Here is a 16,713-nt window from a genome sequence, read left to right on the forward strand (position 1 = left end):
ACCCCATGTGGCCTGCGGAAACGCTGAGTTGACGCAGAGTTTGCGCCCATTGGTCGAGACCGGTGACGCGGTGCTGGTGGGCGGCTGGCGGCGCGGATACGGGAAAGCGGCCCCTCGGTGGGAGGGGCCGCTTTCGGTTACGGGCGGGTGGGGTGGGTCGGGCTGCTGCGCCTACTGCCGGCCGGGGTACGGGGGGTAGGGCTGCTGGCCGGGCTGGGGCTGTTGGCCGGGCTGGGCCGGGGGCTGGGTGGGGTATCCCGGCGGCTGCGGCGGCTGCGGCGGCTGCGGCTGCTGCGGCTGTCCTGGCTGTCCCGGCTGGGCGTAGGGCTGGCCCGGGTGGGGCGCCTGCGGGTTCTGGGGGGCCTCGGGCGCCTGCTGGGGGTCCTGCGGCGGCTGGGGCTGCTGCTGCGGGTAGGCGCCCGGCTGGCCGGGGACGGCCTGACCCGGCACGTACGGCCCGGGGGCGGGCTGTCCCGGCATGGGCTGACCGGGAACCGGCTGACCGGGGTAGGGCTGGCCCGGGACCGGCTGGCCCGGCATGGGCGGGGCGGCGACCGGAGGCGGGTTGCCGTCGGACGTCCACAGTCCGTGCGACTGCTGGTGCCGGACGAAGTCCTCGGCGACCATCGCCGCGAGGTTGAAGTACGCCTCGCGCACCTTGGGCCGCATCATGTCGAGGTCGACCTCGGCGCCGGCGGCCAGGTGCTCGTCGAACGGCACGACGATGACGCCCCGGCAGCGGGTCGCGAAGTGGGACACGATGTCGTCGACCTTGATCATCTTGCCGGTCTCGCGCACACCGGAGATGACGGTGAGGGAGCGGGACACGAGGTCCGCGTACCCGTGCGCGGAGAGCCAGTCCAGGGTGGTGCTGGCACTGCTCGCACCGTCGACGGACGGCGTGGAGATGATGATCAGCTGGTCGGCGAGGTCCAGCACTCCGCGCATGGCGGAGTACAGCAGACCGGTACCGGAGTCGGTGAGGATGACCGGGTACTGCTTGCCGAGCACGTCGATCGCGCGCCGGTAGTCCTCGTCGTTGAACGTCGTGGACACGGCCGGGTCGACGTCGTTGGCGATGATCTCCAGACCGGAGGGCGCCTGCGAGGTGAACCGCCGGATGTCCATGTAGGAGTTGAGGTACGGGATCGCCTGGACGAGGTCACGGATGGTGGCCCCGGTCTCGCGCCGCACCCGGCGGCCGAGCGTACCGGCGTCCGGGTTGGCGTCGATCGCCAGGATCTTGTCCTGCCGCTCGCTGGCGAGCGTGGCGCCGAGCGCGGTGGTGGTGGTCGTCTTGCCGACGCCGCCCTTGAGGCTGATGACGGCGATGCGGTAGCAGGACAGCACCGGCGTGCGGATCAGGTCCAGCTTCCGCTGCCGCTCGGCCTCCTCCTTCTTCCCGCCCAGCTTGAACCGCGACCCGCCGGCCGCGGGACGGCTGCTCTTCGCCTTCTGCTTCTTGCTGTTGAGCAGGCGGTCCGACGACAGCTCGACAGCGGCGGTGTAACCGAGGGGCGCAGCACCGGGGTTGACCGGCTGCCGCTGGTCGTGCTGTACGGGCTGCGGCCAGGCGGTACCGGTCCGCGGGTCGACGGGGGGCTGCGGGGGCTGGGGTGCCTGGGGCGCTTGCGGGGGCTGGGCCTGGGGCGGGATGCCGGGCTGGGGCTGGTGGGCCTGCTGAGGCTGTTGCGGCTGGGGCTGGGGCTGGGGCTGGGGCTGCGGCTGTGCGGGCGGGGCGGGCTGCTGGGGGAAGCCGTAACCGCTGGGCTGGGCCGGGGGAGTGGGCGCACCCGGAGCACCGGCGGCGGGGCCGGGCTGGGGGAAGCCGTAACCGGCGGCCGGGTTGGCGGGCGCACCCGGCTGGGGCGTCGGCTGCGGCTGAGCGGGAGGCTGCGGGAACCCGTATCCGGGCTGCGCCTCGGGCTGGTGCTGCGGCTGGGTGGGCCCGGCGGGCGGGAAGCCGTACCCGGCGGGAGGTGCGGGCGGGGTCGGAGCCTGGGGCGGCTGCTGTGCGGCGGGCGTCGCAGGCTCGGCGGTGGGCTGGGGGAACCCGTAGCCGGGCTGCTGGGTGGGCGGCTGCGTGGGCCCGGCGGGCGGGAAGCCGTACCCGGCGGGGGGCGCGGGCGGGGTCGGAGCCTGGGGCGGCTGCTGTGCGGCGGGCGTCGCAGGCTCGGCGGTGGGCTGGGGGAACCCGTAGCCGGGCTGCTGGGTGGGCGGCTGCGTGGGCCCGGCGGGCGGGAAGCCGTACCCGGCGGGGGGCGCGGGCGGGGTCGGAGCCTGGGGCGGCTGCTGTGCCGCGGCAGCCGGCTGCGCCGGGGAACCGGCGGGGTTCCAGGCAGCGCCGGCTGGGGCGCCTGCGGCTGGAACGGCGGCTGCGGAGCGGGCGCGGCGGCCTCCGGCGCCTGCGGCTGCGGGGGCTGCACGGACCAGTCGCCGCCCGCCGGAGGGGCGCTCGGGAAGGCGGGCGCGGCCGGAGGCGCCGGAGGGGCGTCGACCGACGCCGGAACGGCATCCTCGGGCTCGTCGTCCTGCTCGCCCGCGCCGACGGCAACGGAGTCCTCGGGCTCGTCATCGGACGGCACGGCGTCCTGGGGCGCGTCCTCGGCCTCGTCATCCTGGGAGACTGCCGGAACGTCGTCCTCATCGTCCGCGTCGTCGGCAGCGGCGCTCTCGACGTCGTCGGGCCCGAAGGAGTCGACATCGAGAGCGTCAGACTCGTCGTCGCTTTCACCGGACTCGGAGGAGTCCTCGGAAGCGTCGTCCTTGGCGACGACGGGATCAACCGAAGCGTCGGAGCTGTCGGAGTCGGTGTCGGTGTCGGTGTCGACGTCGGTGCTGTCGGAGTGGGAGTCGGAGTCGGAGAGGGCCCCGTCCTCCTCCCCGGAGGCGACCTCCTCCCCGGAGGCGACCTCCTCCGCGTCCGCGTCCTCGTCCTGGACCTTCTCAGCCTCGGCCTTCTCCGCCTCGGCGGCGGCATCGCGCTCGGCGAACTCCCGCTTCAGGGCGGCGGCGGAGAAACGAATGGTGGCGCCGCTCTCGATGTCGCCCGAGTCGGTGCCGTCGGAGGGCTCGATGTGCTGCGACGGCCCCTGCCCGACGGGCATGACGGGCACGGCGGCAGGAGACACAGAAGCGTCGGAGGGAGCCGTCGCAGGCTTCTCCTCCTCCGCGTCCGATTCCGGCTGCTGCGGCTCGAACCCACTGCCGACAGGCAGCCGGGGCACGGCGACAGGCCCGCCGGAGGGCGGCGGGGGAGGCGTGAACGGCGCACCGGGCGCGGGCGCGGGCGCGGGAGGCGTGAACGGGGCGCCCGGAGCAGGCGCGGGCGCGGGCGGGCTGAAGGGCGCGCCGGGAGCCGGCGCGGGAGGCGTCGGAAGGGCGGACGGCCCGGAGGCCCCCACGGCGTGCGGAGGCGGAGTCAGGCCCGGCAGAGGCGGAATGGCCCCGGCGGACAAGGACGAAGAACTCCCCGAAGCCCCCGAACCACCGGAACCCGCAGACGAACCGGACGAGTCGCTGGAACCGGACTCGGAGTCAGAACCAGGGGTGGAAGCGGAGGAACCGGAGGCCGAAGCCGAAGTAGACGCCTCCGAGGCGTTCTGCGTGTACCAGGCCGGCGGCGCGTAGTCGATGGTGAACTCGCCCGTCGTCTCGACGGCGGACTCCGCGTCGGGCTGGTCATCGCCGGGGGTCGCCCAGCTCCCGTGCGTACCGTCCCGATCGCTGCTCACAGTTCCTCCTGGTTGGTCGAGCACCCTTGTGCCGTGCTGGGGGCGACCATCTGCCCTCCCCGTCAGGACGCCCGTACCCGTACGACAGGTTCTGGCGTCACACCGGTACCAGCCTAATCACCACGACAGCCACCCCGGGAGGCCCGTCCTCCGGGAACCCGGACGAAAGCCCGCCGACCGCAACGAACTCCCCCCGACGGAAAAGGCGCTGATCACGCGCCGCCCCCGTCCCCAAGGCGACGCCCTGACCGCCGGGACGTCAGTCCATCCGCCGAGGCGTACCGAGCAGTCCCACTTCCGCGTCGGTCGGCTGCGTCGTCACGTACTGCCGGTCGCGGTCGGAGCACCACAGGGTGACACCGTCGACGAGGGTCGGCAGGGCGTCGATGTCGGCACGGGGCAAGCCCATGGTGCGCCCCAGTTCGGCGGCCTCGTCCGGAGATATCCGCTGAACGCCCACAAGCCGGGCCTGCCGCACCAGCCGGGGGGCGACAGGGCTGAGGTAGGGCAGCAGCGTCAGCACCGACTGCCAGGGTCCGGACACCACGCGCCCCCGCGGAGGCCGCATTCCGCAGTCCCGCACCACCAGCACCGGGGTGCCGGCCGAGGCGCCCTGCGGGGGCACGCGCCCCACGCCGTACACCGAAAGCCCGTTCTGGCCGCCGCCCATGGCGTGCATCATCTGCGTCCAGGCCTGGGGCCGGCCGGTCTCCACGGCCACCCGCGCGCCGGTCGCAGCGGCCCGCAGCGCGAGCACCTGGGCGGTCCACAGACCGCCGATGAGCACGACGTCGTACGGCGTGGGCCGGTTCAACCCGAGGACGGCGGGCTGCCCTTGGGCGTCCACCCCGATGACGACACCGTCGTCCCCGATGGGCAGCGCGAGGCCGTCCAGGTCGTCCGCGGACAGGGTGTGCCGGCCATGGCGAGGCCCGAACAGCCCGAAGCCGAAACGCAACGAGCCACGAGCCCGCCGCCCATCGGCGTCCGGGACGGCCTGCCCGTCGCCCGCCACCGCGGCCGTACGCGGCGGCACGCCGTAGTCACCGGGCCCCTGCGGGCTCTGTGTCGTCATGGCCGTCACCGTGCGCCTCCGAGCGGCAAAGTGGCGAGCACGCCGGGCAGTTGCTCCCGGTCGAGCCGGGTCAGCGCAGCACCAGCGTCCCGGGCGGCGGCCTCCAACGCGCGCCGTGCCCCGGTCAGTTCCTCGGCGCTGCGTCCGGTCACCCGGAGGTGGCCGGTGAGCGACATCTCGCGCCGGTCGCCGGGGGAGAGGGTAAGGCTGATCGTGGTGGCGAGCGCGTGTACGCCGGTGACCCGGGCGACGAACTGGTGGAGGGACGTGCCCTGAGTGCCGCCCAAAGTGGGCCACTTGCGGATCCAGTAGGTGGTGTGGCGCCGGTTGTCGCAACGCCAGCTGCGGCTGGACTCCTCGGTACGCCGCTCCCGCCGGTCGGCCCGCCCCGCCTCGGCGGTCACCAGCGGATTGGCGCAGGCGGAGGTGGCGACGGCGGAGATCAGCTCCTCCTCGTCGAGCACGGTCGCACGGAACCCGGCGCCGGTCAGCCGGCTGGCCAGGTGGTCGGCGACGCGCACGACGCACTTCCGCGCGCCGAGCAGCCCGCCACCCCGGGCGGCCACGGCCTCCGGGCACAGTTCGGGGTCCAGCTTCAGCGCGATCCAAGTGATGCGCACCGCGGGAGCGCCGGTCTGCGCCTGCAGCGGCGCGTAATTGGTGACGGCGACCGACTGCGGCGGCAGATGCAACGCGGGCGCGGGCTGGGTGTGCAGCACCACCTGCGCCGACTCCAACCGGATACCGTCCACTTCGAGAGCGTCCCGCACCAGCGCCAACGGCAACGGCCGCCGGCTCCGCTCGGCCCGCAACGCCGTGGCGTCGGCCTCCACCTGCACCACAGCGGTGACGAAGGTCCCGTCCCCGACGATCCCGACGGGGCGGCGGTCACGTACGCCGTAGGAGGAGGTGCGCAGGGCCGGATCGCACTCGAGCACCGGCGTCAGTCCCGGCTCGGCCCCAGGCGGCAGTTCGAGGGCTGCGGCCCGCTTCTGCCGCGCCCGCAACGCCCGTGCGGTGGCGAGCCATTCGGGCAGGGAGCGCCCACGACGGCGGACCAGGGCGAGGACCGCCAACCCCACGGCGACGACCGCGCCCGGTACCAGCGCCGCAGGGCCGATCACCCACCCGACGAGCAGGAGGGCGGCGGCGATCTCCAACAGCACGAGTCGTTGCAAGCGGAACGAACCGCCGTGCCCCGTACGCACTCTGAGTTGGAGCGAACCCCGCGCCTGCCGGTCGTCGGCCGACGGCCCGGCGGCCCCCTCCGGCCCGATCGCCGGCGTTCGCGTCGCCCCCGCCGGGCCGCGCGCCCGCGTCCTCGAAGCCCTCACTCCATCCCCCGCTCTGCTCACAACAGCCTGAGCAACAACACCGTCAGCGGCTCAGAATGAGCTCGCGTACCCTACCCGTTCGCCGCACTCCGACGATCACCAGGCATAGTAGGGGGCCCGTCCGACAGCGGACGGCCGGGGATTCGCACCCGGGGCGGTAAATGGGGGAGCGGCAGGCACTGATGGCATCACGGCGGGACGAACTCAACGCCTACACCTTTGCGAAGCGGCGCATGCTGGCCGCTTTTCTGCAGCCCTCGCCGTCCGGATCGGAGGAAGGGGCGCCCCGGCCGCTGCGGGCCGTCGTCCCCAGTCTGGTCGTCGGCGTGCTGGTGCTGGGCGTCTTCGGAGCGTGGGGGATGTTCAAGCCCACGGCGCCCACGGGCTGGGACGAGCCCGGTACCCGGGTGATCGTGGGCAAGCAGTCGACGACCCGTTACGTCGTCCTCAAGACGGACGGCGTCACCCGCCTGCACCCGGTCCTCAACCTGGCCTCCGCACGCCTGCTGATGAAGGACGCGGGCTACCGGGTCGTCCAGGTCAGCGATGAGGTCCTCGACTCCGGCAAGCTGCCGCGCGGGCCGATCCTCGGCATCCCCTACGCGCCCGACCGCCTGCCCTCGGCCGAAGAGGCAGGCGAGGCCAAGCGCTGGGCCGTCTGCGCACAGCCCGGCGGCAAGGACGGGAAGGGAACGGTCCAGGAGGCCACGTTCGTGCTGGCCGACGCGGACCGGAAGAGGACCGACGACGCCGGCCGGCTGTCCGGCGGGGACGTCCTCTACGTGAGGACCCGCGCCGGTGAGCGCTACCTCGTCGACGCCCGCGGAACCGCGTACGCCGTGACCGGCGAGAAGTCCGACCCGCTGACCATCGCGCTCGTCGGCTCGCGCAAGCCCCAGCTCGTCACCGACGAGTGGCTCGCCACCCTGCACGAGGGCGACCCGCTCCGCTTCCCGGAACTCCCTTCCGGCGTCGGCGGCCCGGCGGACGTGCCGGGACAACTGTCGGAGGACGAGAACAGGGTCGGTATGGTCCTCAGGACGGAGACCGGCGAAGGAACCCAGCACTACGTCGTCCTGCCGGGCAAGGTGCAGCCGGTCACCGAGTTCACCGCGTGGCTGCTGATCTCCTCGCCGCAGACGGCCGAACTGAACATGAACGGCGAGGCCCGCACCGTGGGCCTGCAGGACTTCACCCCCGACCCCGAGCCCTTCGAGGGCCAGTCCGGTGACTGGCCGGACCTGCGCGTCCGCCAGGTCAACTCCTCCGACGGAGGACGGGACACCGTGTGCAGCGTGCTCCGGGACGTGGGCAAGGACAACTCGACGGTCCTCAGCACCTGGGCGGGCAGGGACTTCCCGGTGGAGATCACGGCCGACGGCACGAGCACGTATGTCACACCGGGAACGGGGCAGCTCTACACCCAGATCCAGGGCACGGCGTCCGACGCCGGATCCCTCTTCCTGGTGACGGACACCGGACTGCGGTACGCCGTCCAGGCGAACGGGGACAGCGACAGCGACACCTCGGACATCGGGGCCGATCCGGAAGGCGGGCCGGACGGCAGCCCCGAGCCCAGCGAGGCACAAGTCAAGCTCGGCTACCAGAACGTACGGCCGGCGAAGATTCCGCTGGCCTGGTCGGAGTTCCTGGCGAAGGGGCCGCGCCTCGACACCAACAGCGCCCGGCAGCCGCAGGGTTCGTGATCCGACGGCCAAGGGTGGACGACGCATGTCCACCTCGCGCGAACGGACCATGGACGACGGACGAGAAGAGGACCGAACCGGTGTCGCCGACGAAGGCCGCTCTGCTGGCCGCCGTAGCCCTGACCGCTCTTGGTGTCAGCCCGCCCGGAACCGGGGCCGCGCCCGACCAGGCCGGTCTTGCACGCCCGCAGGCGCCGGTGCGGCTCACGGGCAGCGGTGAGTGCACCTATCCCAGCGAGCGGCAGTTCAGGGCCCGCCCGTGGGCGCTGCAGCGCGTCCTGCTCGACGAGCTGTGGCAGGGCACCGACAAGGGCAAGGGCGTGCGGGTGGCCGTCATCGACACGGGCGTCGACGACAAGAACCCGCAACTCGCCGGGGCCGTCGACAAGGCGGCCGGGCTGGATCTGCTTGCCGGAGGGAAGGACGGCGACCCCACCGACGACCAGGTAGGGCACGGAACCAAGGTCGCGGGCATCATCGCCGCCCGGCCTCGGGAAGGTACCGGATTCGTCGGTCTGGCGCCCAACGCCACCATCATCCCCATCCGCCAGAACGACGCCGACAGCAGCGGCGACTCCGACAGCATGGCCCGGGCCATCGACCATGCCGTCGCCCGCGGCGCCGATGTCATCAACATCTCCCAGGACACCACCAAGCCGCTGTCCAACACCTCGGCCCTGGCCGAGGCCGTCCGCAAGGCAATCGAGCAGAAGGTCGTCGTGGTCGCCTCCGCGGGCAACGACGGCCTCGACGGCAAGCAGAAGAACACCTACCCCGCGGCCTTCGACGGCGTGCTGGCCGTCGCCTCCTCCGACCGGAACAACGAGCGCGCGGCCTTCTCCCAGACGGGAAGCTTCGTGGGGGTGGCCGCCCCCGGGGTCGACATCGTCTCCACGGTGCCCGGCGGCGGCCAGTGCACGGACAGCGGCACCAGCTTCTCGGCACCCTTCGCCGCGGGGGTGGCGGCTCTGCTGAAGGAGAAGCACCCCGGCTGGACCACGGCCCAGATCGTGACGCAGATCGAGCAGACGGCGGAGCGTTCGGTCAACGGCCATGACGACTTCGTCGGCTGGGGAGTGATCGACCCCGTCCGCGCCGTCCAGGAGTCCGACATCGCCGACCCCCCGTCGTCCCCCACCCCCGACCCGGGTGTGCCTCAGGCCAAGGCCCCCGACGTGGCCCCGTTCTCCCTGGCCGAGACACCGGCGGAACGCGACGAACGCCACGCCACCTACGCGCTGGGAATCACCGCCGTCCTGGTCGCGGTCGTCACCGGCACGGCTGTCGTGCTGCGCGACCTGCGCCGCCGCCGGCAAGCACGAGGAACCTGACGTGCCCGCCGCCGGCCCTTGCAGGAGGTCAGTCGGCGGCTGCCGCACCCTCCGGAGACGTCTCCAGGTCGAACTCACCGTCGCGCGCGCCCAGGACGAAGGCGCGCCACTCCGCCTCGGTGTACCGCAGCACCGTGCCGGGGTCGAGTGACGACCGCATGGCCACGGCGCCGCCGGGCAGGTACGCGATCTCCACCCGCTCCTCATGCGTCTCCGTGCCCGGGGCGCTGTGCCACTCGACGCCGGAGATGTCCAGCGCGTACAGCTCGTCCCGCTCGCGCTCCTTGCGCGCCTTGATCTCCTCGGGCGTCTCGCGCCCCTGGTCCGGCAGCTCTGCCATGGCGGAACGGTGTCCTTTCGTGACGTACCAACGATCCATCGGTCACCGTACTGGGGGTCGCTTCGCGAGACCCCCGGTTGACCGGATCACACGCTTCTGGCGGACGGTACCCGCCACGAACTGGCCTGTCCTCGCTTTGCAGTTGGAACCCCCACGTCAAGTGACTAAAGTGGCTTCGGTGCCACGAGTGTGGTACGGAACGGGGGCGGCGCGGCGCTGCGACCACGCGTCGCGCGGGGTGCAGCGGTTCTTGCCCGCCAGGACAGCCTGGATACCCATCCACGGCGGCCCGTCACGGTGGTCCCGGCCGCCGGTGCATCGAAGGAGGGCAAGCGACCATGAGCGTCAACTACAGCGACTCGGACCTGACCGAACTCGCGAACAAGATCCGCGACTTCCATACGGACGTGAGCAGCAGGGTGACGTCCCTCAACGCTGTCGTCGACATGATCCAGGCGGGCTGGCAGGGTGCCGCGGGCAAGGAGTTCGACTCCGTCCAGCGCGGCGTCAACCAGCACCTGAAGAAGATCCAGGACGACCTCGTCGACCTCGAGGACGTCATGCGGATGAGCGTCAAGGGCTTCAGCGAGCACGAGCAGCAGCGTGTCACGGAGATCCGGCAGGTGGACAACTCGTACCAGGTCACCAGCCGCATCACCGACCTCGCCTGACCGCAGCAACGCCGCCCGCTACCCAGGAGAAACGCACAGTGAGCGTCAATTGCGACCGCACCGCAGTCAACTTCGACACCGTCACCCAGGCCGCCCAGGACGTGCGCAAGACGGCCAAGGAGCTGTCCGACCAGCTCGAGGTCCTCATGCGCAAGGTCAAGGCCGTGGCCGAGACCTGGGAGGGCGAGGCGAAGACCGCCTACGGTGAGATCCAGCGCAGCAGCAGCTCGGAGATGGACCAGATGTGCCAGAAGCTGAACCGCATCGCCAAGCTGCTGGACGACTCGGTCATCGGCTACAAGGACACGGACCACGGCAACGCGGCCCGCTTCCGCATGCTGATGGGCTGACCCCCCGTCACCGACCTGAACGGACAAGAGGTGGCCCGCCCCGGGCCGCCTCTTGGCATGTGGGAAACACCACGAGCCGTGTCGCAAAGGCGCGTTGCGCGCCGTGAAGCGCATGTGTGATCTTTGGGCGCATGTGTGCGAACGGGGGAAGCACGGACACCACGGCTGCGCCGGAACACCCGGGTGAGCCGGACGACGAGACGCGCCTGGTCGAGGTCGTGCGACGCGCAAGGAACGGGGAGGCGTCACCTCATGACGTCTTCGAGACGTTCCTGCGGGCCCGCGTCTACTGCGAACGACCGGACGCTCCCGGTTTCCTGACCGTCACCGCGTCGGAGGTCCCGGGCGAGGACCAACCCGCCCCTCGGGGCTCCCGCATCCTCGACCTGGCCGTCGTCTCCGACGCCACCGATGCCACGGAGCAACCGACGCGGTTGGTTCCGGTGTTCACATCGCTGGATCAGTTCGCGCTGTTCACGGGCGGAGGAGCCTGGTTCTCGACGACAGGCGCCGACGTTCTCGGCCTGCTGCCGCCGGGGCTCGACGTGTGGCTGGACCCGGCCGCCGAGCATGCGGTACGCCTCACCTCGGCCGCCACGAGGATCGAGCCGGTCCTGCACATCTCGTACCGCTCCCGTGGGAGCGCGGCATGAGTGACGCCCAAGGATGGCTCATCCCGCTGGGCGCGGACGGAGGCGAGTTCAAGTGGGAGGTCCAGTTCCTCCAGTCGATCGCGCACCCCCTCGAAGAGTCCACGGCCGCCGCGCGGAAGATCTCCAAGGAACGCGCCGAGGCGGCCTTCGATCTGGCTTCGCTGGCCGGTGAGGACAAGACCGGGGCGAACGAAGTGACGGGCGCGGTCAACGACTTCCTCGACAAGTGGTGCCACGGCCTCGGCTGCATCGCGGACGACGCGGACGTGATCGTCGCCGCGCTGAGCGCCACCATCAACGACTTCCTGGTCACCGAGACCAAGACCCGGTACAAGGCCATGATGCTCGAGCGGCAGCAGCAGTTCGAGGACGACCATCCGGTCACCGAATTTTTCGAGGGGCACGGCATCGCGGAGAAGCGCACCGAGATCCGCGGCCGCCTGGAACCGGTCGACCGTGACGGCGGAACCGGCCCCGATCAGGCCCCGCGATAGAGGCAGGAGCAGGAACACCCAGCATGTCGGAGAAACGGTTCCTCTTCCGCCGCATATGGATCGGCCCCGACGACACCGTCCAGGACTGGGTTCCGGGAAAGCCCGCCGAACTCGACCGGCTGGTCAAGAAGCTCGGCGGTGCGGCGGCCCACTTCGGCGAGGGCGCGGAACAACTGCGCAAGCTCAACACCGATCCCTGGCAGGGCGAGGCCGCGGAGGAGTTCCGCAAGACGGTCAAGAAACTGCCCAAGGACCTCGACGAAGCGATGAACGCCTTCGTCGAGGCGGGCGTCGCCGTGCTCGCCTACCGCGAGGTGCTCGACGGGGCCCAGCGACTGACCCAGCGGATCCTCGACCACGAGGCCCCGCTCGCCCGCGACCTCTCGCGTCAGTACGCCAAGGCCGTGGACGACTACAACACGGCGGTCAAGGCCGGGGAGACGAGCCTTCCGACCCGGCCTCCCGAGACGGACCCCGGCAGAACGGCGATGGCCGAGCTCGTCGAGATGATCAACGGTGCGCAGGAGGACGTCGCGCAGGCAGCGACCACCGCCAGGCGGAGCCTCGACAAAGCCGCCGAGAAGGCCCCGAAACGGCCGAGCGGCTGGCAGCGCGCCACCGGAGGTGCGAAGGATGGCTGGAACGACCTCGTCGAGTTCGGCCTGGCGGTCAACCCGGGCCGGCTGCTGACCGAGCCGAAGGCCTACCTGCACGACGCGGCGATGGTCATAGACGGCGGCGTCAACGCGGTCAGGGACCCGATCGGCTTCTCGAAGGACGTCTACCAGGGCGCCTCCAACACCTGGGACGAGTTCCAGAAGGACCCGGCCCGCATGCTCGGGTACATGGCGCCCAGCCTCGCCGGGGGAGCGGCCTTCAAGGGCGCGGGCAGCCTGGCGCGCCACATGGACGGCCGTAACGCCCTCGGCAGTCCGACGGGCCTGGGCACGGCCGGCTCCCACGTGGACGGCAGCGACCCCGGCACCCACAGCGACGGCCACGCCACGCAGCACAACCCCACCGACCCGGTGGATCTGGCCACCGGCAAGATGTACATGCCGCAGACCGACGTGGCCCTTCCCGCGACGCTGCCCCTCCTGTTCAAGCGGCGCGCCGAGTCCGGCTACCGTGCCGGCCGCTGGTTCGGCCCCTCATGGTCGTCGACCGTGGACCAGCGGCTCGAAATCGAGCCCGAGCGCATCGTCTTCGTCCACGAGGACGGTCTGATCCTTGCGTACCCACATCCGGGGGAGGGTGGTACGAGCCTTCCCACGGAAGGACCACGCTGGGAACTGCGCTCCGAGTCCGATGGCTACACGATCATCGACCCCGCTGCGGGCCGCACCTGGCACTTCGCCCGGCACACCGACGCCCACGCGCTTCTGGAACAGATAGACGACCGCAACGGCAACCGGATCACGCTCGAACACGACGCCGACGGCACCCCCACAACCGTTACGCACAGTGGTGGCTACCGGATCCGTGTCAGCACGGAGGACCACAGGATCACCGCCCTCCACCTGGCTGGTGCCGCTCCCGACGGGGGCGACCAGGAGCTGATCCGCTACGGCTACTCCCCGGCGGGCGACCTCACCGAGGTGGTGAACTCCTCGGGCGTGCCCCTGCGCTTCACCTACGACGAAGCGGGACGCATCACCTCCTGGACCGACACCAACGACCGCGGCTACACCTACGAGTACGACGACCGCGACCGCTGCATCGCCGAGGGCGGCACCGAAGGCCACATGAGCCTGCGCATCGCGTACTCCGACCGGGACCCCGAGACGGGCCTGCGCACCACCACCGCCACGACGGGCACCGGACACGTCTACCGGTACTTCGTCAACGACCTGTGCCAGGTCGTGGCAGAGGCCGACCCGGTGGGTGCGGTGACCCGCTTCGAGCGGGACCGCTACAACCGCCTGCTGACCCGAACGGACCCGCTGGGGCACACCACGCGCTACACCTACGACGAGGCCGGCAACCTCACCTCGGTCACCCACCCCGACGGCAGCGAGTCGCAGGCCGACTACAACGACCTTCACCTCCCCACGACGGTCCGGCACTCCAACGGCACCACCACCCACCAGGCGTACGACCTCCGCGGCAACAGGTCGTCCACCACGGCGCCGACGGGCCACACCACCCGCTTCACCCGCGACGAGCAGGGCCGCCTGACGGGCGTCGTCGACCCTCTGGGCAACACGACGACGGTCCACTGCGACGACGCGGGACTGCCCGTACGTGTCGTGGACCCGCTCGGCGCGACGACGTCCTACGACCGTGACCCCTTCGGCCGGCCTGTCGCGATCACGGAGCCCACGGGCGCGGTGACGCGCCTCGAGTGGACGGTGGAAGGCCGCCTGGCCCGTCGCACCACGGCCGATGGCGGCACCGAGTCCTGGACCTACGACGGCGAGGGCAACTGCACGACCCACACCGACCGACTCGGCGGCACCACGCACTTCGCATACACGCACTTCGATCTGCTGACGGCGCGCACGGGTCCCGACGGCGTGCGCTACGAATTCGAGCACGACACGGAGCTGAACCTCACCCGGGTCACCAATCCTCAGGGGCTGACCTGGAACTACACCTACGATCCCGCGGGCCGCCTGGTCACGGAGACCGACTTCGACGGCCGCACCCTCACCTACACCTACGACGGAGCAGGTCGCCTGGCCTCCCGTAGAGACGTGCTGGGACAGACACTCTCCTACGAGCGCGACGCGCTGGGCCGGGCGACAGTCAAGCGCACACCCGACGGTGTCACCACTTACGCGTACGACCCGACCGGCCAGCTGATCGAAGCCGTCGGGCCCGACGGCACGACGGTGACGATTGACCGGGACATCCACGGTCGCGTCCTCTCCGAGACGGTCGATGGCCGCGTTCTCACCTACACCTATGACGACTTCGGCCGCCGCATGGCTCGCACGACCCCTTCGGGCGTGACCACCACATGGACCTACGACACGACGGGCCGCAGCGTCGGCATGACGGCCTCGGGACGCACCATCGACTTCGCGTACGACCCGGCGGGACGGGAAGTGACGCGCCGCATAGGTGAAGTGCTCACTCTGGACCAGGCGTACGACGCCCTGGGGCGCCTGACCACACAGTCGGTGACTGGCCCGGCCGGCCGCCCCGTGCAGCACCGCGCCTATTCCTACCGTGCCGATGGCAACCTGACCGCCATCGAGGACCAGTTGGCCGGCTCGCGCCGCTTCGAACTGGACCCGACGGGCCGTGTGACGGCGGTGCAGGCGGCGAACTGGACGGAGCGCTACGCCTACGACGAAGCCGGCAACCAGACGTCCGCGTCTTGGCCGACGTCCCATCCGGGCGGCGAGGCGACCGGCTCCCGCGATTACACGGGCACCCGCATCACCCGAGCCGGACGCGTCCGATACGAACACGACGCCCTGGGCCGCACCACCCTCCGCCAGAAGTCACGTCTGTCCCGCAAGCCGGACACGTGGCATTACGCCTGGGACGCGGAGGACCGCCTGACCTCGGTCATCACCCCGGACGGCACCCGCTGGAGCTACTCCTACGACCCCCTGGGACGCAGAACGGCCAAACGCCGCCTTGCAGCGGACGGGGAAACGGTCACGGAAGAGATCCTCTTCGCCTGGGACGGCACCACCCTCTGCGAACAGACGACGAGATCAGCGTCCCTCCCCAACCCGGTCACGCTGACCTGGAACCACCGGGGCCTGCACCCGATCACCCAGTCGGAACGCATCACCGCCGCGGACGCCCCCCAGCACGAGATCGACTCCCGTTTCTTCGCCATCGTCACGGACCTGGTCGGCACCCCTACCGAACTCGTCGACGAGCAGGGCGACATAGCCTGGCGCACCCGCAGCACCCTCTGGGGCACCACCACCTGGCCGACCTCCAGCACGGCCTACACCCCCCTCCGCTTCCCCGGCCAGTACCACGACCCGGAAACAGGCCTCCACTACAACTACTTCCGCCACTACGATCCGGAAACAGCGCGGTACTTCACGGCGGACCCACTCGGTCTGGCGCCGGCCTTCAACGTCAGCGCTTACGTGGCTAACCCGTTCACATGGAGCGACTCACTGGGTCTGGCACCCGACGGGTGCCCCAACGAAGAGCACCTCTTCCGCGGCACCACCCGAGGCTTCGACGCCAGCAGTGGCACTCAAGAGTCTGGATACACCCCAACTTCCACCGACCCAGGTGTTGCCACGGCCTTCGCCAGGCATTCCGAGCAGTACGGAGAAGCCGTGGTGCAAGTGATCCCCCGGAGCGCACTGGACGGTGTACCCCTGGAGTCAGGCTACATCCGAGCCGAAGCCGAGGTCGCGGTAGGCCTGCCGGCGTCAGAGTTGGCTCGGCGAGCAAGTATTCATCTGCCGTCGGACGTTGCACATGACATCCTTAAAGGAATGGGGATCCATGTACCGCAAGTAAGGACGTACGAGGGCATGAGCGACGCCTTGGAGTGGGACATCCCGAAGCTCACGTCGGAGCAAATCGCACAATTCCTGTCGGAGGCGTACAAATATGGAAAATGACAATGCGTGCGGGAAGTTGCAGATCTACTCCGTAGAAGATCGAGGGCCTACTCACGCCACTTGTGTCGTTCGCTGTGTAGGTGGGGTCGCTCGCACGGGACATCGATTCACCGCAAGCTCTGCGCCAGACTCCTTTGGTGAAAATATCTCTATTACGCTCACGCGTATCATCCGCTACGGCGAAACGGTGGATTTTGTTGATCCGCCTCACAATGCGAAAGTTGATTTCTCCGGCGAAGGCGTGAGTGTTTTGGAGCGAGGTGTGATCGTCGTTTCCCGGACGCTTTGACACGAGCGCCCAGACGCAGCCCTACCTACCGCAACCGTCAGCAGTCGTGGCGCAGTGGCGTTCCGCCCCCCGCGCCGACGCCGCAGCACATGCAGACGCTGTCGAGCCTGCTTTTCGCCCGCACCGCAGGACGTCACCATCAGACCCGCTACCGCGGTTATGGACAGTTGAGGCCCGGAAACGGCG

At 70.7% G+C, this 16,713-nt stretch carries 10 protein-coding genes and 1 pseudogene; 7 read left to right on the forward strand and 4 right to left on the reverse strand.

Features of this window, described 5'->3' with window-relative positions; genetic code table 11:
- Positions 1 to 171 precede the first annotated feature (171 nt).
- The 3 genes and pseudogenes from AY578_RS24330 to eccE all read right to left on the reverse strand — a co-directional run bounded on the left by AY578_RS24330 (position 172) and on the right by eccE (position 5,987).
- Positions 172 to 3,734: pseudogene (locus AY578_RS24330) on the reverse strand (SCO5717 family growth-regulating ATPase).
- A 259-nt stretch (positions 3,735 to 3,993) separates the two neighbouring features.
- A complete protein-coding gene (locus tag AY578_RS24335) occupies positions 3,994 to 4,818 on the reverse strand; it encodes a hypothetical protein (protein ID WP_136238637.1) in 825 nt (274 codons plus the stop codon).
- Complete coding sequence (eccE, locus tag AY578_RS24340; protein WP_370879076.1) at positions 4,815 to 5,987, reverse strand: type VII secretion protein EccE; 1,173 nt, start codon at positions 5,985 to 5,987, stop codon at positions 4,815 to 4,817. Before eccE ends, AY578_RS24335 begins: the two co-directional genes overlap by 4 nt.
- Positions 5,988 to 6,325: 338 nt before the next feature.
- Between eccE and eccB the strand changes: the two genes are divergently transcribed.
- Together eccB and mycP are read left to right on the forward strand one after the other, a co-directional pair.
- Positions 6,326 to 7,849 (forward strand): type VII secretion protein EccB, encoded by a 1,524-nt coding sequence (gene eccB, locus AY578_RS24345; RefSeq protein WP_019527757.1) that lies wholly within the window; start codon positions 6,326 to 6,328, stop codon positions 7,847 to 7,849.
- Between the two features lie 80 nt (positions 7,850 to 7,929).
- Complete coding sequence (gene mycP / locus AY578_RS24350) at positions 7,930 to 9,180, forward strand: type VII secretion-associated serine protease mycosin (protein ID WP_258905473.1); 1,251 nt, start codon at positions 7,930 to 7,932, stop codon at positions 9,178 to 9,180.
- A gap of 28 nt (positions 9,181 to 9,208) precedes the next feature.
- On the opposite strand, the gene AY578_RS24355 is transcribed toward mycP, so the two are convergent.
- A complete protein-coding gene (locus AY578_RS24355) occupies positions 9,209 to 9,520 on the reverse strand; it encodes a DUF397 domain-containing protein (protein ID WP_019527759.1) in 312 nt (103 codons plus the stop codon).
- 338 nt (positions 9,521 to 9,858) lie between these two features.
- Here AY578_RS24355 and AY578_RS24360 point away from each other — a divergent pair, with 338 nt between their 5' ends.
- The 5 genes from AY578_RS24360 to AY578_RS24380 all read left to right on the forward strand — a co-directional run bounded on the left by AY578_RS24360 (position 9,859) and on the right by AY578_RS24380 (position 16,238).
- The gene (locus AY578_RS24360; RefSeq protein ID WP_019527760.1) at positions 9,859 to 10,191 is read left to right on the forward strand and encodes a WXG100 family type VII secretion target; all 333 of its coding nucleotides are present in this window, start codon (positions 9,859 to 9,861) and stop codon (positions 10,189 to 10,191) included.
- A 38-nt stretch (positions 10,192 to 10,229) separates the two neighbouring features.
- Complete coding sequence (locus tag AY578_RS24365; protein WP_258905474.1) at positions 10,230 to 10,541, forward strand: WXG100 family type VII secretion target; 312 nt, start codon at positions 10,230 to 10,232, stop codon at positions 10,539 to 10,541.
- A 131-nt stretch (positions 10,542 to 10,672) separates the two neighbouring features.
- Complete coding sequence (locus AY578_RS24370; RefSeq protein WP_137207679.1) at positions 10,673 to 11,194, forward strand: SseB family protein; 522 nt, start codon at positions 10,673 to 10,675, stop codon at positions 11,192 to 11,194.
- On the forward strand, positions 11,191 to 11,688 hold the full coding sequence (locus AY578_RS24375; protein ID WP_137207680.1) for a hypothetical protein: 498 nt from the start codon (positions 11,191 to 11,193) through the stop codon (positions 11,686 to 11,688). The genes AY578_RS24370 and AY578_RS24375 overlap by 4 nt, the downstream gene beginning before the upstream one ends.
- A 23-nt stretch (positions 11,689 to 11,711) precedes the next feature.
- Positions 11,712 to 16,238, forward strand: a complete 4,527-nt coding sequence (locus tag AY578_RS24380) for a putative T7SS-secreted protein (protein WP_258905475.1) — start codon at positions 11,712 to 11,714, stop codon at positions 16,236 to 16,238.
- Positions 16,239 to 16,713 lie beyond the last annotated feature (475 nt).

The organism is Streptomyces thermocarboxydus (genome assembly GCF_024760485.1).
Taxonomy (GTDB): Bacteria; Actinomycetota; Actinomycetes; order Streptomycetales; family Streptomycetaceae; genus Streptomyces; species Streptomyces cellulosae.